This window comes from Capsulimonas corticalis, assembly GCF_003574315.2.
GTDB lineage: Bacteria > Armatimonadota > Armatimonadia > Armatimonadales > Capsulimonadaceae > Capsulimonas > Capsulimonas corticalis.
Genome location: NZ_AP025739.1, coordinates 1,701,883 through 1,724,536, shown reverse-complemented (window position 1 = coordinate 1,724,536; position 22,654 = coordinate 1,701,883). Strand labels below are relative to the sequence as shown.

Sequence of the window (22,654 nt, the reverse complement as noted above, 5' to 3'; positions counted from 1 at the left end):
TATGAAGAACGCAGGGAAGCCTATCTCATTATCTGTCTTGCTGCCGGCGATGGTTTTGGCGGCGGCTCTCACCCTGTGGACGATTGTGTCCAGGCTGCACGTTTTTCCAGAATACGCATTCCCGTCTCCTCAAGCCGTCGCGAAAAGTTTTGTCGAGGAGATCAGGGCCGGACGCCTTTTCAATGACATTGAGGCGTCGCTCTTCCGCGTGGTCGTTGGGTTCATGCTGTCGGTTGTAACCGGCGTCCCGGTGGGATTGTGGCTTGGTCAGCAGACAAGGGCGCGTATGGCCCTGCTGCCTGCGGTCAATTTCAATCGCAATCTGTCCCCGCTCGCTTGGATTCCCTTCGCTATTCTTTGGTTTCAAGTGGGAGACAAGGCGGCTATTTTCTTGATCTATATGGCGTCCGTATTCCCGCTGATTCTGGCGACGATGTCCGCCGTTGCGACGATCCCCAAAGTCTACTTTCGGGTCGGGCAGGATTTTGGGATGATGGGCTGGGAGCGGCTGACGCGCGTCACGCTTCCGGCGATCCTGCCGCAGCTCGTGACGGCGCTGCGCGTGACGGCTGGGATTGCCTGGGTAGTCGTGGTAGCGGCGGAGATGGTCGGCTGTCAAGATGGATTGGGTTACGGCATCTATGACGCCCGCAATGGGCTACGCACCGATACCGTGGTGTGCTATATGATCGTCATCGGCCTGCTGGGTGTAGGTATTGATCGGCTTCTGGCGGGGCTGGCGAAACTTCCAAGTCTTAGGTGGGGTTATGAACGCTAAACCCATCCATCTTTCCCACGTCTCGCACGATTTCGGCTCGGTGCGCGTCCTGGACGATGTCACACTCACAGTGCGCTCCGGTGAATTCGTTGCCGTGGTTGGCCCATCCGGTTGTGGAAAGTCCACGCTCCTCAATCTGATCTCTCGATACGAGCAGCCTTCCTCAGGAACTGTTGAAACGATCGGCGCAATACGGCAAGTGTATCAGCAGGACAGCTTATTCCCCTGGCTGACAGTCGCAGACAATATCCGGCTCGGCATGCGATCCGTTTCTCCGGAAGCGCGCGAGCAACAACTCTTCGAATTGCTGACGCTGATTGGTCAGCAGGATTTCGCGGAGCATTATCCTCATCAGCTCTCTGGCGGCATGCGTCAGCGCGTGGAACTGGCGCGTGCGCTGGCAGGCCATGCGGATATTCTGCTGATGGACGAACCATTCTCAGCGCTGGATTATCAGGCCCGACTGCGAATGCGGCGTGAACTCGTTCGCTTGCTCCAATCTTGCCCCTGCACGGTTGTCTTCGTCACTCATGACCTGGAAGAAGCCGCCCAGCTCGCCGACCGGATCATTGTCCTGTCCGAGCGTCCCTCCCGAATCCAATGCGAGCTCGCGATAGAACTGCCGCGCCCGCGCGACGTTACCCATCCCCTCGTTGTTGACGCTGTGTCTCAGATGCTGAGCGAACTGGGCCTGCGCGAAGATCAGACAGCGGCGTGTTCCATTGACAGTAAACACAATTTATGATATGATCAAATGGATGATAAATGGATCAAATATGATTTTGTTTGGAACATACTGAAAAGAGCCTTCGGATCCAGCGACTTGCGCAGGTCAAGTTGTCACTACCTCGCTCTCTTTTCCCGCTTTTCGGCCTCTCTGCCGATGGGCAACGCCGAAACTTTGGATTGCAAAAACAGCTTTCAGCTAATCGCAAATATTTCACTCATTAGGGAGACACGATGCAGACGAACCGACGCCAGGCGAAGCGCCAAGCCACCTCTCAGCGCAAATTATCATGCGCATTCGCACTGGGCCTGGCGATTTGCAGCACCGCCGGCTTAGTGCGCGCGGACGCGCAGGCCGTATACCAGGATCCCAAGGCGCCGCTAGAGGCGCGTGTGAACGACCTTTTTAATCGTCTTACGCCGGAAGAACGCCGCTCCCTTTCTACCGGCACCGACTTCAGCACTCCCGCCATCCCACGCCTTGGCGTACCCATTATGGACATGGCGGACGCCAGCCAGGGCGTACGCGGAGGCGGCGTGGGCCGCCTCGATGGACCCGCCACCTATTTCGGCAGCGGCGTATTATTCGCCAGCAGCTGGGACCGTGAGCTGGCCCGCAAGGTTGGTCAAGCCATCGGGGAGGAGCTTCAAAATAAGCGCACTGGGGGGCAAGTCATCCTGGGGCCTTCTGTTAACATTCACCGCAGTCCACTCGGCGGGCGCAATGCGGAATATTACAGCGAAGACCCATTCCTATCCGCTGAGACTGCCGTGGGCTATATTCAGGGTGTGCAGAGTACGGGCGCAGCCGCCTGCGTGAAGCATTTCGCGTGTAACAACGAGGAAGTCGACCGAGGCTTCGTCAATGTGATCGTGGATGAACGCACACTACGCGAAATCTATCTGCCTGCGTTTGAGGCGGCCGTCAAGCGCGGGCATGTATGGACTTTGATGACCAGCTACAACAAAGTCAACGGCCGTCACAGCAGCTCGAATTGGTATCTGGACACCTGCATCCTGCGCCGTGACTGGGGTTTTGACGGGATGGCTATGTCCGACTGGGGCGGCGTGCATGAAGTTGCCGGTACGATCAACGCAGGCAATGATCTGGAGATGCCCGGCCCTGGGCTGCTCAACGCCGAGAATATCGCCGACGCGCTTGACAGCGGCGATTTGACGCAGACAACTCTCGATGAATCCGTGCACCGCATCCTGCGCACCATCATCCGCACCGGCGTGCTGGATCCGAAAGCCGCGCCCGACCATTCTGTGGTCGGTTCGCCGGAGCATCTCAAGATCGCTCACGATGCGGCTGCGGAGGGCATAATTCTGCTGAAGAATCAAGGGGGCGTTCTTCCGCTGGAGCGCGGCAAGATTAAGACAATCGCTGTCTTCGGGTCACGAGCAAAGAGCTGGCAGCTGGGCGGCGGCGGCAGCCCGGACCTCAAGCCCACACGGGCCATTTTCCCTCTAGAGGGGGTTACCCAAGCAGCCGGACCAGGCGTCAATGTCACCTTTGCCGAGGGCGAAACGCCCGACGCCGCTCAGGCGAGAGCGAAGAAGGCGGATGTTGCGCTGCTCTTTGTCGGAGGCGAACACGAGGCGGAAGGATCGGACCGCCATTCGATGGATTTAGAGAGCAAAGACCTGGATCTCATTCGCGCATTATCTGCGGCCAATAAAAATACCGTCGTTATCGTCAGCAGCGGCGCGCCGTGCAAAATGTCCGACTGGATCGATCCCGTTCCTGGCGTCATTCAGGCTCCATTCGCAGGACAGGAAGGTGGAACCGCTATCGGCGAGATTCTCTTCGGTGATATTTCTCCTTCCGGTAAACTCACCGACACCATCGGCGCCCGCCGCGAGGATTATCCCGATTACGGAAACTTCCCTGGAACAAACGGCGCCGTTCATTATAGCGAAGGCATCTACGTTGGCTATCGTTATTTCGACAAGAAAAACCTCCAGCCGACCTTTCCATTCGGCTACGGACTATCTTACACCACCTTCAAGTACTCGAATCTGCATGTCGCCAAAAATGCCTGGGCGCCCCATGGCGATCTCGCCGTCACGGTGGACATCACGAATACCGGCGCGCGCGAGGGCGCGGAGATCGCGGAACTCTATGTTCACACCGATGCTCCCAAGATTGACCGCGCCGTGCGTGAGCTCAAAGGATTTGACCGCCTGACGCTAAAACCTGGCGAAACTAAAACCGCCCGCTTCACGCTGGATGCGCGCTCGTTTGCCTATTGCGATGTCCCAGACAAGCAGTGGAAATCGGACAAAGGCTCCTACACGATTGAAGTTGGGCCTAACTCCCGCGACCTGGCGCAGAAGACGACAGTTAACCTTACTTCAACCTGGACCGAGCGCATCCCCAGCATCGGTGCTCCGCTTCCTCCCGGTCCCAAGCCTACCCTCTCCACGGGTAAGAAAGTGACCGTCTCGAGCATCCAGGGAGGCGCGGAATTCCATCCCGAATACGCCACCGACGGCGATCTCAGCACACGCTGGAGTTCGGTGTGGGGAGTCGATCCTCAATGGCTCGCGGTAGACTTGGGCGCTCCCACACAGATCAATCGTATCGAGCTGCTTTGGGAGAAAGCGCGCGCGCTAGCTTATGAGATTCAAATCAGCGATGATGGACAGAACTGGAAATCGGTCTTCACCACGGAGAATGGGAAGGGCTCTCGGGACGTCATCAAGCTGGAGCCTGTCACGACTCGCTGGGTGCGGATGTACGGGGTCAAACGCGCCACTACCTTTGGGTACTCGCTGTATGAACTCAACGTATATGGACCCGGCAAATAGCAGTTTCAGGGATTATCCTTCAAGGCCGATGGAAAGAGAGTCGATAATGCTTCGTTCACCAATCACACGGGTGGCCGCGATCGCCATCGTTATCATCGCCGTTCTGTCAGTGCTGCGTTTCGGCCCGGGGCGCAAAACCACCCAAAGCCCTATCCATGTTGGGCCAAGTAACAACGCCCGCCGGACGGTGACCGTGGGCTATCTGCCCGTCACCTGTCACTTAACCTGTCCCGTCACGGATTATTCGTCGCAGACCAGCACCACAGGCACACGGTTCGACTCGGAGAGGTTCACAGAGTTCCCTCCCATTGCCGACGCCTTGAAATCACGGCAGCTCCAGGCGACTTTCATGATCGTCCCGCTCGCGATGAAACTTCGCGAGCAGGGCGTGCCGGTCAAAATCTGTTATTTGGGACATCGAGACGGCTCGGAAATCATCGTCCGCAAAGACGACCCCGCCAAAAGCCTTCGCGACGAAAAGGGCAAGACATTCGCAATCCCCAGCCCATACAGCAATCAAAATCTGGTGATCCATAAGCTGATGGAAAATCAGGGGATGCAGCCCGACGACATCAAGTTCATCGTGATGCCGCCGCCGGACATGCCGACCGCACTGGCGACCAAGGCGATCGACGGTTACTTTGTGGGGGAACCATTTCCGGCGGTTGCCGAGCTGAACGGCTCCGGTCGGGTGCTGTACTACGCGAAAGATATTTGGCCGCGCTTCATTTCCTGCGCCCTGGTCGTCCATGAGGACCTGATTAAGCAGCATCCCGATGAAGTGCGAGATCTCGTGCGCGGCATCGCGCAATCCGGCGCCTGGGCCGAGACGCACCGACTGCAGGCCGCCGCGCTGGTCGCGCCGTATTACCGCCAAGATCCCAAAATCTTGAAGTATGTCTTGACCCAGCCGCCGGATCGGGTCAGCTACGTCGGTCTGACTCCGACCGACGCCGAGATGCAGCAGATCGAGGATATGGCGCTGAAGATGAAAGTCCTGACGAAACCTGTCCCTATTTCGGAATTGATGGACCGCGACTTCATTCCCACAGACATTCAGCCCGCGGATATCCAAGCCCCAGCTCAAAAAAGCTAGCGAGCCACGGCTCTCTCTCCACCCCCCGGCAAACAGCCCCTCCAGAAGACCATAAAGACAGAACCGGTCCCGCCGACTCCGACGGGACCAGTTCTGAAGGCTGCTCAGCCTTCAGAGACGGTGCGCGAATATCCGTTTTTCGCGATCCTGGCGCCGATTATATCGTATTCAGCGGGATCGTCGGGAATCAGCGTCGCCAAGCCATCGACATAGCGATTGTACATACAAAACGCCGCCGCGATCAAGACCGTGTCATGGATCGCCTGATCGTCGGCGCCGGCCTTTCGCGCTTCGGCTACGTGCGCTTCCGTGACGCGGCGGCCGCCCTGCTGCACCTGGCCGGCAATGGCGAGCAGCGCCTTTAACTTATCGCCGATCGGGGCGCTGGCGTAATCGGCTTTCACCAGATCGACGACGCCCGCCTCCGAGCCAAGCAAATACCGAGCGGCGGCCCCATGCGAGCTCATGCAGAATATGCACTGGTTTTGGGACGAGACGTACGTCGCGATCACCTCACGCTCCGCAGGCGTGAGTGAGGACGAGCCGCGCAGCAGCGCCTCCGCCAGCCCATTCAAGTGCCGGGCTGTTTCTGGATATTGCATCAGGGGACCGATGATGCCGGGGACATTCTCGGGAAGATCGATATGAGCCATTTATTTTCTCCTTATCAAAGTCATTCATCGTGAACACTTGGCTATGGCGCCGTATTTCGCCACATACGCGGCGTGACATATCGTGTTTGGTATGACCGCCAATCTTCCTGATGCGCTTTGTACACCGGGTCGTCTTCCAGGCGGCCCGGCGGACGGCTATAATCCGGGTTTGCATGAGACGGCAGCGGCAGAACGGTCTTGGAAAAAGCGGTGTTCAAGTCGCCGTCTTTGACCCATCCGTCGGCTTCCAGGACATAGTCGCGCTTCCAGCCGGACGGCGGCGCAGGGACGGCGGGAAACCGCAGCCTCATCTCATCCCCCGCATTCATAATCACGTACCGATCGTCCACTTGGGCAAGCAGCGGGCGCACGTCGCCATACCGGGTATAAAAACCGATCAGGTCGATCCAGTTCTGTCGTTTCCCCATCAAATTATCATAGTCGGGAAGCTCCGGCGACGATGCGTTCGCCTGATGCATGACGCTATAGCCTCGATAATGCAGATCGGCTTTGTCGGACGCAATGTTTTGGATACGCATCCGTGGGGACGGCGTATCCACCGCCGTCCCCAGAAAATCCCAGTAAATCTCCAGATTTGTACGCAGACGAACTCTGCGCGGCGCCCCAGGGCGAAAAACTCCAGTGAGATCGAGCAGGATGGTCTTTTTCTTTCCCTCAGGGAAACCAAGGTTCTTACGCACCGCGCCCCAGCCCCCATGACCATCGGGAGCTTCAAGACTGAGGCTCGTTGGGGGCGCATGGCGCCCTTGACTGAGCGCGAGGTTGATGGAACTGTCGGTGGGATGAATCCAGCCCTGCGCCACCAGCCATTGGCGCCCTGGCGACGCAGGCGCGGCGCCCAAGTCCAATTCGACATAGTGGTCGCGCGTGACGCCCTGATAGCCGCCACGCCCGAAAGTATCCAAATAGCGGCCGTCGCGCACCGCCACGGTATTTGTCACATCCTGCCCGAGATCGTCTGTGGCGTGAAGAACCGGGATGGGAGGCGTCACCACATGGATGGCCAAAGGCGGCGGGGGAATCGCAAAGCGTTCATCGATAAAGACTTCAGTCCCCAACGGATGATCGACCGTCATTAATCTCATGTAGTCAAAAAAATGCGTCTCCCACAGTTCAGCGGTGATAGCCAGATCGTAAAATCCGTCTTTAGGCGTTAACTGATCCCCCGCGATCTTGACCCGGTCGCGCGTCATCGCCACACCCGCTGTATTTTGGGCGTTGATACGCAGCCCCAAAGGAGAGCGCCAGATCAGGTCCGTGACAAACGTCATGCCATGGCCTCCGTCGGCGAACAGCCACGGGCAGGAGCCTTTCAAACGCTCTGGGGCCTCGGCGATTTGATCCGGCTTCAGTGCAAACTCTCCCTGCGGGCTGCCGTTGGGCCAAAGAATGTGAATGTAGTCCGCCTTCGCATAAATTCCCAGCCCGAACTGAGTTACCGGCTGCATGACAAGCTGTTTCTCGTAAAGAAGACCCGCGCGCAATTCCACGGTTCCGCCAATGCCGAACGAGTTGTTGCGCTGGTCGCCGGCGAGGGCCGAGCGAAGCCTCACTTGCTGCCAGGCATATTTTTTGACTCCATGGCTCCCCCATCGAACTGGCTGGCCGCTGGGAGAAACCCCGATCAAATCGGGGCCGCCTGTCTTGTCTGCAATGTCCACAGAGACGACTTTGGAGTTTAGCGTTATTGGAAGCGGCTGGAGCTTGCCGCCCCCGTCATTCATCCACACCACCGTCGTCGACTGCGCTGAACCAATCAAGTCCAGTGCGCCATTGTTATCCAGGTCGGCCCACGTCAAACTGGCTTGCGAAATGGCGCTCCCTCCGGTCGTGAACTTACTCGGCCAGCGCCCGATTTCACGCATCGCCCAATCGTTTTCCCTGCGCGTAAGACACTGCAGCACGCCGTCTCCGCTCAGCACGACAAGATTCAGAACACCACTGTGATCAATGTCGGCAATCGAAAGCGCGATGGCGTTTTGCAGGACAGCGGGAACAGGCCACGAAGCGAACAAGCCATTGCGACGGTTTTCGAAAAGCCATAATTTCCCAGCGCCGTCGATTAACGCAGCATCCGGGTCACCGTCATCGTCGAAATCCGCCATAACAAATGCGCGAACACCAGCCGTTGGTCCGTGCAGCGGCTGGATCGGAGTAAACGTCCCATCGCCGTTATTACGCAGTACGATCGGCGGACCGGATGTTCCGCCAAGGATCAAATCGAGGTCGCCATCACTATCAATATCCGCCGCCCAGACGCCGGCATATGAGCCGTTCAAGATCGATATCGGCAATTTCGTCCGTGCGCCCGCGTCGATGAATTTCCCTTCCGCTCCTTGCTGATAAAAACGCAAACCGCCCGCGCCAGCCAGCACGATGTCTGTATTGAAATCGTTATTCCAGTCCACGCTGAGTACTTCGTCGGGGGTTGGCGACGCCCCCTTCCCAGGAAACGAAAACGTGTTTGCCCCCCCCGATGCGTCAATGATTCGCACCTGGGCGGCGCTAGCGAGCAGTGTCGCCGGCGTTTGCGCTGAGAACCAGAAAGTCCGCGCCATGGACCACTCTCCCCCGCCGGATGCGGGAGCGAGCGGCTCGGCTGCATAAGTCAGCTCCATGTCCGAAGGCGCGGGCGCTGCTGACGGGCGAGGCAGGACAAGAAAGTTTTCCAGGGGCGTTCCGATCACGGTCTGATCGCCAACCACAAAATCGCGGTCCGCCTGATACTGCGGAGTCGTTTGGAGCAGATTGCTAAGGAACGTGACCTGGGTGACGACGGCGCGACTGTCGCCCCCTGCCAATGTCTGCTGGACACTTGCAAGCTGCTGCTTTGAGTCCGACGGCCAGCCGGACGACTGCGTCGCCACTTGTCTTATCAAAGTCTTCACCTGAGGTAAATCGCCAGCTTTGGCGTCCAAAGCCGCCATTTGCAGCGCCGCGAATAGGTTCTTCGGCAATGCGAGCGAGATTTGCCGCAACTGCTGCTGTGCTTCACCCCCATCGTCCGCTCCCAACTGCTGGAGCGCCAGGATCAGTTCGTAACGAGCCTGCACATTCGTCGGGTCCAGCTTAACGGCCTGACGGAAGTCGGCGACGCTCTCGTTCGTTTGTCCCTGCTGCTTGGCGAGCAGTCCCAAGAGATCTTCGATTTGACTGTTGTCTGGCGCTAAAATATGCGCCTTGTCGAGCGCCGCGCGCGCTGGTCCGAAGCTGCCTTTGCGCAGCTGAAATAAGCCGAGGTTGCCCCACGCCGCCGGTTCTCCCGGCGCAATTCGCGTCGCCGCCAGCAGGGAGGCGGCGGCGTGTTCATCATCGCCGACATTCATCGCCACAACGCCGCCGTAGAACGCGGACACCATGCTCTGGTATTCGGCTGAAGACAAAGACGGCGGCAATCGACGACGCCATTGATAGTAGGCGGAAATGGCGATGAGAAATACGGCAATGATGACGACGGCGACAGTGATGCGGCGAACCAATGTGGATACAGGCATGAAAACACTCTTCAGCGGCATGAGATTGAGCGTTTGTTCACCACGAGTATCCATAATTCCTATCTTGGAACATACATGGTGCATAAAAGTTGCAAATAATTCAAAATTTCAAAATTTGGGGATATTTGGAGAAGGAGAACAGCGTAATAGCGAAGAAAGAGCGAGTAGCATGGCGCTGCGCCAGCGACAAAATTTAAGAGGTCCTCATGCAAACTCAAATTCTGCGCCGAGCGAAAACAGGCGTCTATATTTTTGTTGCTGTGTCGGCGCTGGCCGGCTGTGGCAATCATCAACAAGCAAGCCCAAATGCTGCTATTTCCGCCCAAGAGCAGCAAGCCGCCCAGCAGAAGGATGCAGAACGAAAGGCATACTATCAAAGCCACTACCCCGACGCCGTGCGCGGGCAAGGCCAAACACAGCCAAACAACTCACAAAACACGACACAAAGCGGAGGAGGTTAACTTTATATGCTTAAAGGAGTTGAGCGCCTTGTCGACCTGATCGGAGAGCGGCAGAGCGCTATGACAGCGCCTTACTCTCAGGGAGTCAAGGAGGCTATTCGGGTTGGCGATATTGCTGCACTCAGCCATAGCGATGGCCACTTTGCGGCGGCGGGCCGCGACGGGCAGACAGTGCGTCTGGCGCGCACTCTGGGCATGCCGCTGCGCTACTTCGTGGCCAAAATGTTCCACGGGCCATTTTTGATTGCTTCAGATCGCATTGATACGATTTTCGAATGGTGCCAGTCTGAGAAGATCGGCTGGCAGTTCGACCCACTCTACACACGGATGGTTCCCGCACACTATTTGGTCGAGATCGATCAAATCGGGTGTCCCGACCCGGCGCCCCGTTACTGCCGCTTTTTCAATCCCCCGATCGCGTCGGGACCAGCAGATATTGATGCGCTGGGCGCTTCATATATCGAGGGAGCGAAAGCCTCTCTGGGCCGCTGGCTAAGGGCCGTCCCCGTCGGCGAGCCTATCGCGCTGGCGTTCTCCGGCGGCGTCGATAGCACGTCCGTGTGGCTGCTGGCCCGCCATGTGATGGAGACTCTGGGCCGCGATCCCAATTTGATTCGCGCTTTCACACTCGATTTAGGCGGCGGAAAGGACGCGGTTCAGGCGGAAACGATTGCGCGTGAACTGGGATTGGCCGACTGCTGGGAGCCTGTGCGCGCATCCGCCTTCCAAGTTGATCTCGAGGAAGCCATTGCCGTTATTGAAGACTATCACCCGCTCGATGTTGAGTGCGCCGCAGTTGCCCTATGTCTGCTGGGGCGCATTCGCGAACGCTATCCATCGCTGCGTTATCTGCTTGATGGTGATGGCGGCGATGAAAATCTCAAGGATTATCCCCTGGAAGACTCCGATCTGACACTATCGAGCGTTCTGCGCAACCCATTGCTGTATCAGGAGGGCTGGGGCGTGGACGCCATCAAGCATAGCCTGACCTATTCGGGCGGCTTGTCCCGGGCCTATGTCCGTACCTATGCGCCAGCGCAAAAATATGGGTTTGAGGCGTTCTCACCCTACACCGACCGCTCCGCCATGGCCGCCGCTTTGGCTATCCCGTTCGAAAGCTTAACCAATGGCGATGTGGAGCGTTTGTACGCGCTGAAATCGGAAATGGTTCGGGCGGGCGTGCTCTGCGTGACTGGGATCGACATGCCCACCCCGCCCAAGCGCCGCTTTCAGGATGGCGCGGGAGGCGATATCAATGGCGCGGGCGGCGAGAGTTATCGCCAGTGGCGCGTCAGCAAGGCGTGGTGCCGTCAAGTATTCCTGCGCCAATGGTCGGAGCGGCTGCGCGAGGCCTGGGATCCGCAGGCCGACCGATTCTCCGGCAACGATCTGAGTCGCCCATTTCCTGCGGCATTGTGAGGCGTCCATTGCCAAACAACTATCTTTATCCCAACACGACCAGGGCGCGCGACACATGGATTATGCTCCGTCGAGGGCCGAAAAACGTCCTGGATCCCTGGAGCGCTTATGCGGCGCTTTGGGAAGAGGAAACCGATGCGAACGGCGCTCCGGTCTCCACAGCGACCTTGTTTCTGACCAACCGAGAATGTCCCTACCGATGCCTGATGTGCGATCTTTGGCGCAACACTTTGGACAGACGCGCGCCGCCTGGAGCAATCGCGACTCAGATCCAGAGCGCTCTCGTCGCCCTGCCGCCCGCCCGACAGATCAAGCTCTATAACGCCGGCAGCTTCTTTGACCCACGCGCAATCCCTCCTGAGGACTACCCAGAGATTGCCGAGACAATCGCCGGATTTGAACGGGTCATCGTGGAGTGTCATCCTCGCCTGATTGGGGATCGCACGAGACGTTTTCGAGACCTGATTGCCGGACGCCTGGAAGTCGCGGTAGGATTGGAAACAGTGCATCCCGAAGCCCTCGCACGGCTTAATAAGCGATTCACCCTGGCTGATTTCCATAAAGCAGCCTTGCGTTTAGCCCACTTCGGTGTGGATATGCGTGTGTTTTTGCTGCTGCGCCCACCCGGCTTGACGGAACAGGAGGGGGAGGTGTGGGCCGAGCGCTCCCTAGATGCCGCCTTCGATGCCGGCGCCGTGGCTTGCTGCCTGATCCCGACGCGCGGAGGCAACGGCGCGATGGAGGCCCTCGCCGCTTTGGGCGAGTATACGCCGCCAGCGCTTCGCTCGCTGGAGATGGCTCAGGAGTATGGTCTCGGGAAGGGCCGGGGCCGCGTCTTCGCCGATCTTTGGGACATCGAGACGTTCTACTCGTGCACGTGCTCCGCGCAACGCACCGCCCGGCTGGCGGTGATGAATCGGACCCAGAACGCGCCCACCGCCATTCTCTGCCAGGAGTGCTCGTGATGAGCGTCTTGAAAAACGTGAAGATTTATGACTTGGTCATTGTTGGATCCGGATTTGGCGGATCTCTGCTGGCGCTAGCGGCACGACGGCTTGGCCAGTCCGTGCTGCTTCTGGAGAAGGGGCGACATCCACGCTTCGCCATCGGGGAATCCACCTCGCCAATGGCGAATCTGATACTGGAACAGATCGCGGAGCGCTATGATCTTCCCTGCTTGCTGCCGCTAACCGCCTGGGGACCATGGCGGCGGGCCTATCCCGATCTGGGATGCGGGCTCAAGCGCGGCTTTACTTATTATCACCATGAGGCTGGAAAGCCATATTCGCCTGGAGCGGATGGGGAGCGCGCCTTAATGGTGGCTGGTAGTCCGAACACGGAAGTCGCCGACACGCACTGGCTCCGATCCGATGTAGACGCTTTTCTGGTAAGCAAAGCGATCGCTGCCGGAACGCACTACCAGGACGGCGTAACGCTAGCAGCGCCTGCCTTCGATGCTGTGACGAAATTGACCAGTATTACAGGTCGGAATGAAAGCGGGGAAATATCGGCTCGGGCGCGCCTTCTTGTGGACGCCACGGGGCCGCGCGGGTTTCTGCGCGAGGCATTTGACTTACAAGACGATACCTGGCCGGATTACCCCGTGACGGAGGCGCTTTACTCACATTTTACGGGAGTCGGCCGCTGTGATAGCATGGACGAATTTCGAGATCCCGACTCAGCGCCGGCTGCGCCTTACCCGCCGGATGACGCCGCCTTACACCACGTTTTTGATGGCGGATGGATGTGGGTGCTTCGCTTCGGTAGCGGCGTGACAAGCGCCGGCCTCGCCGTCACGAGCATGCTGGCGAGAGACCTGAACTTGGCCGACAGCGCGGCCGCATGGAATCGTTTCTTGGAGCGCTATCCATCCATTAGGCTTAGTTTGCCAAGGCTAAGCCAATTCGGCCGTTTGTCCACGCGAAACGTCTGGCGTACCGATCTCGTCAGACAGCGGGACCGGGATGGGTTATGCTGCCGTCGGCGTCGGCCTTTGTGGACCCGCTGTTCAGTACAGGCATCCCGCTGACACTGCTGGGCGTAGAACGCTTGTGTATGGTATTGCAAGAGGCATGGGGGACTGAGGCCTGGCGCGCTCGTTTGCAGGAATATACAAGAGTCACGCGACTGGAGGCGGACGCCACTGCAGGCCTCATCGCTGCTTGTTACGACAGCATGGCGTGTTTCCCGATCTTCGCATCGCTGACGATGCTTTACTTTGCGGCGGCAAGCTATGGAGAGATGGCGCGCCGCTTAGGACGCGCCGAAATGGCGGGCGGCTTCCTATCCTCGGAACACGCCGCTTTCGGTCCCGCCCTGCGCCGATGCATCGCCCATGCGCGAGCACGCAGCGCGTCCGGGACGCCCTGGGCGCCGTCGGAGATTGCGGTCTTCGAGGTGGAAGTGGCGCAGGCCGTCTCCATTCTCAACGTCGCCGGTCTTTGCGACTCATCAAAGCGCAATCGATATGGGGTGGATCTAGAAGACACAATCCGAGCGGCGGCAAAATTAGGGCTGAGTCCGTCGGAGATGCGGGCTGTGCTGCGAGAAGCTCCATGGGCTCAGTGACTATATTTCTCCTCACCGAAGTCTTAACGACTGACGAGTTTTTTACTGCCCTCGCGCACTATGTACTCCCGATCCGCCATAACATTTCCAAATTTGTCCCGATGGCCGTCTGGCCATAGAATGCTTACGCTTTGAGCTGACTTGGCGTCGCCTATGCCTACATGCACCCGCTTATCTGAAGATGATAAATACGATCCATCCGAGTGGCATACACGCGTTTGTGTTAATCCTTCGGCTTTTACCGTTACCTCCGCTCCGTAAGCATCCCTGTTGCAATGCAAGCCGTCCAGAGAAAACGATAGCCAGTGGCCGGTTTTCGGACTTTCATTGTGGAGCAGCAGCGGCGCGCCTTCGCTATCCACCACCAGTGCGTCGACACGGCCGTCATTGTCGAAGTCTCCTACCGCCAGGCCACGCCCTACCACCGGCTTGAGCAAGGCGGGGCCTCCCAGCGCGCTGACATCAGCGAAGCTCGCGCCATGTGCGTTCCAAAAGAGCTGCGTGGGCTGACGGTAGGTTGCGCCTGGATCGATGTCCTGCACGTTGTCCTCTACATGACCATTGGCGATCATCAGATCAAGCCAGCCGTCGTTGTCGTAGTCGAGCCACTTTGCGCCGAAAGCGACGTAAGGGATAGTCCTCTGCGCCAGGGTGAGTTTCTTTGAATTCTCCTCAAAAAGACCGTTCCCAATGTTGTGATATACACATTTGGCTTCGGCCTGATATGTTGCGACGAACAGGTCCGATTGCCCATCGTTGTCATAGTCGCCCCAATCCAGCCCCATCCCTCCATGCACATGCCCTTGGCCGTCAAACGCGGTTCCAGACACGGCGCCCACTTCCTTAAAAGCGTTGTTTTGATTCTGAAGCAGACTGCCCATACTCTCATCATCCGCAAGATAGATACTGGGCCGACCGGAATGGTTGTAATCTGAGAACGCCGCGCCCAGCACCTTTCCCCAGCCGCCGGCGCGCCATTGGGCGGAGACGTCCTGGAACTTGCCTTCTCCTACATTTCGGTAAAGGACGCCAAATAGTGATTTGTACGCCAGCGGGCCGCAAGCATACTGCTTTTTACTATCCCCGCAGTAGATTTTATCTTTGCTCGGATCGAATTGCGCATAGTTGCCGACGAAAAGATCCAGCCGGCCATCCCCATCCACATCCGCCCAGGCGCAGGATGTGCCCCATGGCTGCGGCGCCAATCCCCCCTGCCGCGTCATATCCGTGAAGCGCTTGCCGGAATTATTGTGCAGCAATAAGCCAGTATGATAGCCAGAAATATAGAGATCGTCGAAACCATCCTGGTCATAGTCGCCGACCGCACAGCCAAGGAAGCGCCCTGTCAACTTGTCTAACTCCAATAGATGCGTGACATCCGTGAAATTGCCGTGTCCGTCTCCTTTATAGAGGGCGAGCTTAGGTCCCACGAGAAGGATGTCTAAGTTGCCGTCATTGTTGTAGTCCAGGAATGCGCAGCCGTTGCCGATCGTGTCCAAAATGTTCAGGGGGCGAGGACCGGAAATAGTCCATTGATAGTGTATGCCCGCTTGCGCCGTAACATCCGTGAAGAGAGCAGGCGCTGCCTCAGAGGAAGGCGGCGCCGGCGCTCGCTGTAAAGTTAACGCATGCATCCTATCAATCTCCGCCATTGAGATCACAGGAACGGAAGGGGAATTTGGTGAGGAAGGGTGGGTGTAAAAATAGGAGAAAAGACAAACGCCAAGAATGGACAAAGCACATGTGAGGAAGATCGTAGTCCGGCGATTGAACATCGGTTATTCGTTCTGAGTATAAATATAATAGCACAGCAGGAACAGATGCTCCTGCTGTGCGTATTAAAGATCAAACTAGTGACTGCCTAGTCTGGCTCTATATGCTGCTGAAGGTCGCGGCGAACCCTGAAACAGCAGAGCCGGCGGCCGACTCGCCATTAAGGTTCTGAGGATCGTTCGGAGTTACCGCGCTCTTTCCTGGAGAGACGACAGTTCCTCGCAGGTACTTGGCGTGACCGTCGGCCAACGCATAATTAGACCCATCCGTGTGACGCCCATTGAGGTTTGCCGCATCCAGTCGAGTCGTATCAGGCCATTGGGGATTACCCAGTTTACCTGTAGAGTATTTGCCGCCGTGGCCATTGTCAAGCCAGCCCCAGTCGGCTGCGTTGCCCCACCCGGCAAGCGAATCGGTCTCGTTCGGATTGGTCACTTGAGCGGTATTACCGGTGACTTCAAACAACAACACGAGATTTGCTGGCGCGGTCGCAGCGGAAAGTACGCCGCCAAGCGAATAGCCGCCCTGAGTGTTCTCATTAAACCCGTAGGAACAGACAAACCGGTTGGTAGCCGGATCAGGAGCAGTCCCATCATCGGGGCACTTGTACAGACCGGTGCTCTTGATGTAAGGATAAAGCTGCCCCGCCCATCCGCAGCCTTGTCCGTTATTGCCAATGGGATAGTGCTCATCGTTATCTTGAGTGTACTGCATCATTCCCAAACCAAGCTGCTTCAAGTTAGAGACGCAGGCAATAGCGCGAGCTTTTTCGCGCGCCTTTGCGAAAACAGGAAAGAGGATAGCGGCAAGTATTGCAATTATTGCGATGACAACTAGCAGTTCAATGAGAGTAAATCCGATGGCTTTGTTTCGTGTTAGCATAATATGTTCCTTTTCTGCAGATAATAAGATGATTCCGACCTTATCAAGAGTTGTCCTAATCATTAACCACTCAAGCAGTGTCTAAGCGTTTGATGATACTATTCCTCGTGAGCTCCTATAAGACGGCAATTTGATTTTGGATCACCAATGGAGCTATTGTATCATTAAAACCTTGTCGTGTCAACATGTTTGGAACAATAATGTCCGTGAATTTAAACTTTCCTCAGAATTGAAGCGGGAGCTCTCTTTTTTTTCGTATTCATACATAATAATGACTATTCACAATCCAACGAGCGAACGCTCCGCGATCGTTACTAGCAGGCGGGCGCCGTCAAATTATTTTTAAATGGGACATTGATGGTTATTAATGGATCAAACAGGTACAATGCGGCATGAAAACAAGAGTTCCAGGCGCACGGACCTATCTCTCGCTCATCGCTCTTCTTGGTTTGCCCATGGCGAGCATATTGGATTTATCGCAGGCCATGGCAATTCCTAATGACCGTCCGACGACCTTTTGTAATCCTATGGACTTCCCCTACTGCTTTCAGGGTAACCTTCCCAGTTGGAGAACAGCGGCCGACCCGGCGGTGATTGTATATAAAGGAGAATACTGGCTGTTTGCGACAAAAAGCAAAGGTTATTGGCGCTCCAAGGACTGTCTGCATTGGACATTGGTGACGCAAACAGGACTGCCGATCGACAATGACGCGCCCGCTGTATTGGAGATTGGCGGCAAGCTCTACTGGACCGCAATCGACGCAGGGATATACACGACGAATGATCCGGGACGGGAAGAATGGAGGCTCGTCAGTGACGCGACGAGAAGCCCAGGAGATCCAGACCTATTCCAGGATGATGACGGGCGCGTTTATCTTTACAGCGGATGCAGCGACACAGGCCCGATTGAGGGTCAGGAGATAGATCCGAATAACGGCTTCAAGCCGCTCACAGATCGGAAGGGTCTCTTCAAGGGCAATATCGCCAGCCACGGCGCAGAGATCCCAGCGGAGCCGACGGACGCCCCGCCTTACAAAACTTCTGGCGCCTGGATCGAAGGTCCCTGGATGACCAAACACGATGGCAAATATTACCTCCAATACTCCGCCCCAGGAACGGAACTCAAAACCTACAATGATAGCGTCTATGTCAGCGACTACCCATTGGGGCCTTTTAAGTACGCTCCATATAGTCCATTCTCCTTTAAGCCGACAGGCTTCGCGACTGGCGTCGGACATAGCACGACATTCCAGGATCTGGGCGGACGCTATTGGCGCATCTCTTCTATGACTATTTCCATGCGGCATAAATTCGAGCGGCGTCTTGGTATGTTTCCAACTTGGTTTACACATGATGGACAGATTGTCTGCAACACATACTTGGGGGACTATCCTCAATATGCGCCGGGCGTCGTCAAAGACATTTCTAAGGGCAACTCCCCGGGATGGATGCTGCTCACTTACAAGAAAAAGGCGACGGCGTCCTCTACACTAGACGCGCATCCCATCGGTGACGCTTTTGATGAAGACATCCGCACCTGGTGGTCCGCTAAAACGGGTAATGCAGACGAATGGATGCAGGTGGATCTTGGTAAAATATGCCGAATTGACGCCGCGCAGATCAACTTCGCTGACGAGGGCGCCACGCAGCTGGGCCGACTGCAAGACGGCTACGGTTACAAGCTTGACGTCAGCACGAATGGCAAGAGTTGGACGACGATTGTCGAGCGCAGTACGGACAAACGTGATGCGCCGCACGATTACGCGCAGCTGGACAAACCAGTCAAGGCGCGCTACGCTCGTATTACTAATACTCACATGCCCGCCGGCGCCAAGTTCTCCATCAGCGGCTTACGTCTCTTCGGCAGCGGTCTGAGCCGTGCGCCGCAGGAGGCTAGCGGCGCCCAAGTCACCCGAGACGCTACCGACAACCGACAGGCGACGATCTCTTGGAACGCTGTCAACGAAGCAGATGGCTACATCGTCCGTTACGGCGTAGCCAAAGACAAGCTTTTCAGCAACTATCAGGTCTACGACGCAAACATGCTGCGTATCCACACGCTGAACATTGGCGTTTCGTACTACTTTACGGTCGATACGATCAATGACAGCGGCGTAACCAAAGGCTCGTCAGTCGCTCAAGGCTGACACCGTTAAGACAGCTTCGTTTGTCAAGACAAATTGAGAGGCCGCCAGCTTAAAATCGGCTATTCTGATACAGCTCTAAAAATTGACTTCTACAATGTTAACCATTCATAGAACCTAATAGTAATTTGTAATTAGAATTGCAGTATTTGCGCCGAATTCTGCAATCCCTAGCTTCAGGTGCTAGTGCTCGCAAGGGCGTAGGAGTTCGAGTCTCCTCTTCGGCACCATATTCACAAGAGACAGTAACGACTCTCAATGAGTCCTAAAAAGGCCCTCAGAAATTCTGAGGGCCTTTTTTTGGCAAAAATTAGCTGTTCCGGAGTATAAAGATATCTATGGACAAGTTTCTCGGCGCACAAGAAGACATTATGATCGCAACGGAAGAGTCTTCCTCCCAAACTACTGGCGAAATCTCGGCGTATCCCAATATCGATATAGGAAGCATTCCTTTTAGTTGCCGGGGATCTTTCCTCACGATCTCCTTGGATCAGACGTTTGGAAGACATCGGCTGCGTGTCCAAACCATTCGGAAGTCGGCGATTTCGCACAAGTGGCAGGCGGGTGATGATTGGTCTCACGATCTCCTGGAGATCGCGATGATCGTTAACAGTGTTGAGGAGCCCTATCGCACGGCGGCGACTGCAGATAAGATTCAACTCACCGCGCTGGCGACTCCAATGCCGGAAGTCCCGGACCATAACTCATTCACGGCTTCGTCTCCAGCAGACCACGCCTCCGCAGTGGTGCTTTTCGCCGATCCGGAAACATTGCTCATTCAGTTTTCCCATTGTGATGTCCGTCTGGTCCCGCCTCGAAAACTCACGGGCGTGGGATGGATAACAGCGCCTTCCCCCGATCGGCTGCGCTGGTACGACGGAAGATCGCTATATTATTTTGATGTGTCCGTGGAAGACGGCTCCGCGACATACATTCCGACAGCCCAGGCGACCGAAGGGGACAGCGCCGACTTCATCACCCTGTCCGGCGCTCAAGATTCTGTCGTTGCGACACTGCGGGTCCGCCTGAATGAAGAATTGGCTGAGGATTCAGCGCCGGAATTCCAAAAAATCGCGGCGGCGCGCAAGGATGAGCTCGACGACTGGATGGCGATGACGCCTCCCGCTCCCGACAAATATGCGGAAGCCGCGCGAGTGGCGTGGTATCTTTTCTGGAATTTACAGGTGGCTCCGTCCGGGGAATACACTCGGCAAACTATTCTTCCGAGCAAACGCGCTCTGAGCCAGATCTGGTCGTGGGATAACTGCTTCAACGCTCTTGCCGCGGTGTCTTCGGATCATCGCTTGGCCTGGGATCAACTCCTCGCGATCCTGGATCACCAATCCGACACGGGGCTGCTTCCAGATTCCGTGAATGACCTACGCGCGAACTTCGGCTTCAACAAACCTCCGGTATGGGGGTGGACGACGCACCGATTGCTGAAATCGACGCCTCCCGACCGCCGAGCCTTCTATGCCGGCGAGGTTTACTCAAAAATCGCCAAATTTCATCAGTGGTGGTTTCGCTGCCGCGATCTTACGCAAACCGGCCTGCCGTTCTATATGCATGGCAACGATTCCGGCTGGGATAACGCAAGCATCTTTGACGAAGGATGGCCGGTCGCCTCGCCGGACCTGCTTGCCTACCTGATTTTGCAGGCGGAAGGTCTGAGTGAGATGGCCGGACTGCTCGGCCGCAGCAAGGAAGCCAGCGAGTGGGAGCAGCAATCCATATCCCTGCTGCAGCTTTTTCAGACAAGATTCGTGCGTGATGACGCCCTGATCTTTTATGTGCTCCGACCGGAAGGCCTCGTCAGTCGCACCAGTACAAGTTTATTGACCAGAATCCCGATTGTCCTCGGGAATCGCCTTGCCCCGCCGGTGCTTAATCGCCTAATCCGAGAAATCACCAGCGAAGAGCTCTTTTTGGCTCCGTTCGGACCGGCGACGGAAGCATTGAACAGCGCCAAGTATCAGTCCAATGGATACTGGCGCGGGCCGGTATGGGGTCCGTCGACCTTCCTCGTCTTCGACTCTCTGCTCCAATGCAATGAAACTACGGCGGCGGAGGAGATTGCGGAGAGATTCTGCGCGGCCTGTAATATTCAACGGGACTTCCGAGAAAACTACGACGCCGTGACGGGCGCGGGGCAGTATGATAGCGGCATGACCTGGAGCGCCGCCGATTTCCTCTTAATGGCCAACTGGTTAGCGACAAAGTCTTCCGCTGCTGTTGGAGAAAAGGAAGCGTAAACTTGTCTGAGGCGTCTACACATCAAATGTGACTCTATACAGAAGTTTGTGTGTGAATGTGTAATTCTTCCTCATAACCCAGACCGAGTTATATCGCCAGTTGCTTGGCTTGTCTGATCCCTGGTCGTTTCTCGCGTCACGCTTGGCGTCACCTCGATAGCTGCCATTTCAAGATATTTTTCGTGGCTCGGATTCCCCGCGTGGAATGTTCCCAGCACGGTGTCAAAACGGTGCGAGCCTCCTGGTCCGAGCCCAATTCCCGCTTCATGCTCGCCTTCGAATGTTTTGCCATTGCCGTACTCAGCGCCACGGGAGTGCAAACCAAAGCCGCAAGCTCCAGCGCCTTACTCCCGTTCAAGTTCACGATCTCATGGAACAGGGTCAGTGGAAATGTAAGCGGTGACAGGAATGATGAGACGCTCACCGTTCGCGAGAGTAAGTTTGATCTCGGTTTGCAGCGGACCGGGCGCGCGCGTTCCAAGCAGCGTGACATTGAGAATATGATTGTGCGCCTGCAACTGCCCATCGACGAAGGTTGCGGTAGATTCGGCCAGTTGAACGTTAACAGAGGAACTGGCGCTCCCCAATTTTAGGCCTCCCCATACTTCATCGGACTTAGCGCTCAGAACCACTTGCCGACTGACATCGCGCCCATAATTCACCGCGCCAAAGGCAAGCACGGCAGGCGAAGCAGAGAGATCCCCCGAGACTTGACCGAGGAGCGAGGCGTTTACGCTCGCCAGCGCCGTTTGCTGCGTGGGCGAAGCTTTCTTGGGCGCCGATAAAAGGAGACTGCCGGAGATTGGTCCCAGCGCGGAGTCTTTCGCGACAGCCACTTGAAAAACACGAGTGACAAGACGCGAGGCTCCAAAAGCGCTGGGCGAATGTGGGACGAGCAGAACTGCCGGAGTGATCTGGACACTGGGATTGGTGGAAACCAGAGCAGGAAAATCCTCACCGGCCATAAGCCGGCGGTCAACGCTCACAGTTACCGTCTCGGTTTTTGCCTCTCCGTAAGGGAGATGACCGAAGTCAAGCCTCGCGGGTGCAAAGCTGACGATCGGCGTGAGGCTGGCGCGGATCTGAAGCTGGGCTGCCGGACGCGGATTACCCTTGAGATATACGGAGACGATTTTTAGCAGATCGCCGGCGGGCTGCCCGGAGAGATCCAAAATCACTTGGACGGTTGCTTGCCGGCCCGGATCCAGTGCTGGAATCTTATCGAAATCCACGCGCACGCCGTTGACCTGCTCCACGACGGCGCTTGTACAATGACAGCCCGCCTGCAGACGGTCTAGCGAGAGAGGCGTCTTGCCATCGTTGCGCAGGGTAAATTCCGCCCGGATCGTCGAATGATCCAGTGGGTTGACCGCCCCGGCGTCAAAGGCCGCGATATTGGCCGCATCCGCCTGGATTCCTTTGCCGGGAAGGATCGTCAAGCCGGCAAATGGAACTAGAAGCGCCAAACGGCGCTTTCGCAAATCGGTCGTGGGGGAGACCGCTGCGGGGGCCGTGATGTTCGCAGTGGGCGGGGCGGGGATTGGCGCCGGCGTCGCCGCCGACGCAATCGCTA

At 56.8% G+C, this 22,654-nt stretch carries 16 protein-coding genes and 1 tRNA gene; 12 read left to right on the top strand and 5 right to left on the bottom strand.

Features of this window, described 5'->3' with window-relative positions:
• The first annotated feature begins 1 nt into the window (after position 1).
• From D5261_RS07210 to D5261_RS07195, 4 genes are all read left to right on the top strand, one after another.
• On the top strand, positions 2-778 hold the full coding sequence (locus tag D5261_RS07210; protein ID WP_125206408.1) for an ABC transporter permease: 777 nt from the start codon (positions 2-4) through the stop codon (positions 776-778).
• Positions 768-1,523: an ABC transporter ATP-binding protein gene (locus D5261_RS07205; RefSeq protein WP_119325139.1), complete on the top strand. Its 756-nt coding sequence runs from the start codon at positions 768-770 to the stop codon at positions 1,521-1,523. The genes D5261_RS07210 and D5261_RS07205 overlap by 11 nt, the downstream gene beginning before the upstream one ends.
• A gap of 215 nt (positions 1,524-1,738) precedes the next feature.
• Positions 1,739-4,318: a beta-glucosidase gene (locus tag D5261_RS07200; protein ID WP_119325138.1), complete on the top strand. Its 2,580-nt coding sequence runs from the start codon at positions 1,739-1,741 to the stop codon at positions 4,316-4,318.
• 46 nt (positions 4,319-4,364) lie between these two features.
• A complete protein-coding gene (locus tag D5261_RS07195) occupies positions 4,365-5,414 on the top strand; it encodes an ABC transporter substrate-binding protein (RefSeq protein WP_165864684.1) in 1,050 nt (349 codons plus the stop codon).
• Between the two features lie 104 nt (positions 5,415-5,518).
• On the opposite strand, the gene D5261_RS07190 is transcribed toward D5261_RS07195, so the two are convergent.
• Positions 5,519-6,067, bottom strand: a complete 549-nt coding sequence (locus tag D5261_RS07190; RefSeq protein ID WP_119325136.1) for a carboxymuconolactone decarboxylase family protein — start codon at positions 6,065-6,067, stop codon at positions 5,519-5,521.
• 41 nt (positions 6,068-6,108) lie between these two features.
• Positions 6,109-9,582 (bottom strand): FG-GAP-like repeat-containing protein, encoded by a 3,474-nt coding sequence (locus D5261_RS07185; protein ID WP_165864683.1) that lies wholly within the window; start codon positions 9,580-9,582, stop codon positions 6,109-6,111.
• Between the two features lie 206 nt (positions 9,583-9,788).
• Here D5261_RS07185 and D5261_RS07180 point away from each other — a divergent pair, with 206 nt between their 5' ends.
• From D5261_RS07180 to D5261_RS07160, 5 genes are read left to right on the top strand one after another with little or no spacing between them, the layout of a single operon-like run.
• Positions 9,789-10,043 carry a hypothetical protein gene (locus tag D5261_RS07180; protein ID WP_125206407.1) on the top strand — a complete coding sequence of 85 codons (255 nt, stop codon included), beginning with the start codon at positions 9,789-9,791 and terminating at the stop codon, positions 10,041-10,043.
• A 6-nt stretch (positions 10,044-10,049) separates the two neighbouring features.
• The gene (locus D5261_RS07175) at positions 10,050-11,462 is read left to right on the top strand and encodes an asparagine synthase-related protein (RefSeq protein WP_119325134.1); all 1,413 of its coding nucleotides are present in this window, start codon (positions 10,050-10,052) and stop codon (positions 11,460-11,462) included.
• 8 nt (positions 11,463-11,470) lie between these two features.
• Positions 11,471-12,427 carry a hypothetical protein gene (locus D5261_RS07170; protein ID WP_218025794.1) on the top strand — a complete coding sequence of 319 codons (957 nt, stop codon included), beginning with the start codon at positions 11,471-11,473 and terminating at the stop codon, positions 12,425-12,427.
• Positions 12,427-13,491 (top strand): NAD(P)/FAD-dependent oxidoreductase, encoded by a 1,065-nt coding sequence (locus D5261_RS07165; protein WP_119325133.1) that lies wholly within the window; start codon positions 12,427-12,429, stop codon positions 13,489-13,491. The genes D5261_RS07170 and D5261_RS07165 overlap by 1 nt, the downstream gene beginning before the upstream one ends.
• Positions 13,434-14,030 (top strand): tryptophan 7-halogenase, encoded by a 597-nt coding sequence (locus D5261_RS07160; protein ID WP_119325132.1) that lies wholly within the window; start codon positions 13,434-13,436, stop codon positions 14,028-14,030. Before D5261_RS07165 ends, D5261_RS07160 begins: the two co-directional genes overlap by 58 nt.
• Positions 14,031-14,053: 23 nt before the next feature.
• On the opposite strand, the gene D5261_RS07155 is transcribed toward D5261_RS07160, so the two are convergent.
• Complete coding sequence (locus D5261_RS07155; RefSeq protein ID WP_301002436.1) at positions 14,054-15,664, bottom strand: CRTAC1 family protein; 1,611 nt, start codon at positions 15,662-15,664, stop codon at positions 14,054-14,056.
• Between the two features lie 238 nt (positions 15,665-15,902).
• Positions 15,903-16,685, bottom strand: coding sequence for a DUF1559 family PulG-like putative transporter (locus tag D5261_RS07150; RefSeq protein WP_165864682.1), 783 nt, complete (start codon positions 16,683-16,685; stop codon positions 15,903-15,905).
• A gap of 392 nt (positions 16,686-17,077) precedes the next feature.
• Between D5261_RS07150 and D5261_RS07145 the strand changes: the two genes are divergently transcribed.
• The 3 genes from D5261_RS07145 to D5261_RS07135 all read left to right on the top strand — a co-directional run bounded on the left by D5261_RS07145 (position 17,078) and on the right by D5261_RS07135 (position 21,081).
• Positions 17,078-18,832, top strand: coding sequence for a family 43 glycosylhydrolase (locus D5261_RS07145; RefSeq protein WP_119325130.1), 1,755 nt, complete (start codon positions 17,078-17,080; stop codon positions 18,830-18,832).
• Between the two features lie 150 nt (positions 18,833-18,982).
• Positions 18,983-19,059: transfer RNA gene (locus D5261_RS07140), tRNA-OTHER, on the top strand.
• A 141-nt stretch (positions 19,060-19,200) separates the two neighbouring features.
• The gene (locus tag D5261_RS07135) at positions 19,201-21,081 is read left to right on the top strand and encodes an amylo-alpha-1,6-glucosidase (RefSeq protein WP_125206406.1); all 1,881 of its coding nucleotides are present in this window, start codon (positions 19,201-19,203) and stop codon (positions 21,079-21,081) included.
• Positions 21,082-21,449: 368 nt separating this feature from the next.
• Here D5261_RS07135 and D5261_RS07130 read toward each other — a convergent pair whose 3' ends face one another.
• On the bottom strand, positions 21,450-22,520 hold the full coding sequence (locus D5261_RS07130) for a DUF1573 domain-containing protein (protein ID WP_165864681.1): 1,071 nt from the start codon (positions 22,518-22,520) through the stop codon (positions 21,450-21,452).
• Between the last annotated feature and the right edge of the window lie 134 nt (positions 22,521-22,654).

What these genes read in the sequence shown, in the direction of transcription:
- D5261_RS07210 (WP_125206408.1), top strand. Translation starts at nt 2, where the DNA reads ATGAAGAACGCAGGGAAGCCTATCTCATTATCTGTCTTGCTGCCGGCG.
- D5261_RS07205 (WP_119325139.1), top strand. Translation starts at nt 768, where the DNA reads ATGAACGCTAAACCCATCCATCTTTCCCACGTCTCGCACGATTTCGGC.
- D5261_RS07200 (WP_119325138.1), top strand. Translation starts at nt 1,739, where the DNA reads ATGCAGACGAACCGACGCCAGGCGAAGCGCCAAGCCACCTCTCAGCGC.
- D5261_RS07195 (WP_165864684.1), top strand. Translation starts at nt 4,365, where the DNA reads ATGCTTCGTTCACCAATCACACGGGTGGCCGCGATCGCCATCGTTATC.
- D5261_RS07190 (WP_119325136.1), bottom strand. Translation starts at nt 6,067, where the DNA reads ATGGCTCATATCGATCTTCCCGAGAATGTCCCCGGCATCATCGGTCCC.
- D5261_RS07185 (WP_165864683.1), bottom strand. Translation starts at nt 9,582, where the DNA reads ATGCCTGTATCCACATTGGTTCGCCGCATCACTGTCGCCGTCGTCATC.
- D5261_RS07180 (WP_125206407.1), top strand. Translation starts at nt 9,789, where the DNA reads ATGCAAACTCAAATTCTGCGCCGAGCGAAAACAGGCGTCTATATTTTT.
- D5261_RS07175 (WP_119325134.1), top strand. Translation starts at nt 10,050, where the DNA reads ATGCTTAAAGGAGTTGAGCGCCTTGTCGACCTGATCGGAGAGCGGCAG.
- D5261_RS07165 (WP_119325133.1), top strand. Translation starts at nt 12,427, where the DNA reads ATGAGCGTCTTGAAAAACGTGAAGATTTATGACTTGGTCATTGTTGGA.
- D5261_RS07160 (WP_119325132.1), top strand. Translation starts at nt 13,434, where the DNA reads ATGCTGCCGTCGGCGTCGGCCTTTGTGGACCCGCTGTTCAGTACAGGC.
- D5261_RS07155 (WP_301002436.1), bottom strand. Translation starts at nt 15,664, where the DNA reads ATGCATGCGTTAACTTTACAGCGAGCGCCGGCGCCGCCTTCCTCTGAG.
- D5261_RS07150 (WP_165864682.1), bottom strand. Translation starts at nt 16,685, where the DNA reads ATGCTAACACGAAACAAAGCCATCGGATTTACTCTCATTGAACTGCTA.
- D5261_RS07145 (WP_119325130.1), top strand. Translation starts at nt 17,078, where the DNA reads ATGAAAACAAGAGTTCCAGGCGCACGGACCTATCTCTCGCTCATCGCT.
- D5261_RS07135 (WP_125206406.1), top strand. Translation starts at nt 19,201, where the DNA reads ATGATCGCAACGGAAGAGTCTTCCTCCCAAACTACTGGCGAAATCTCG.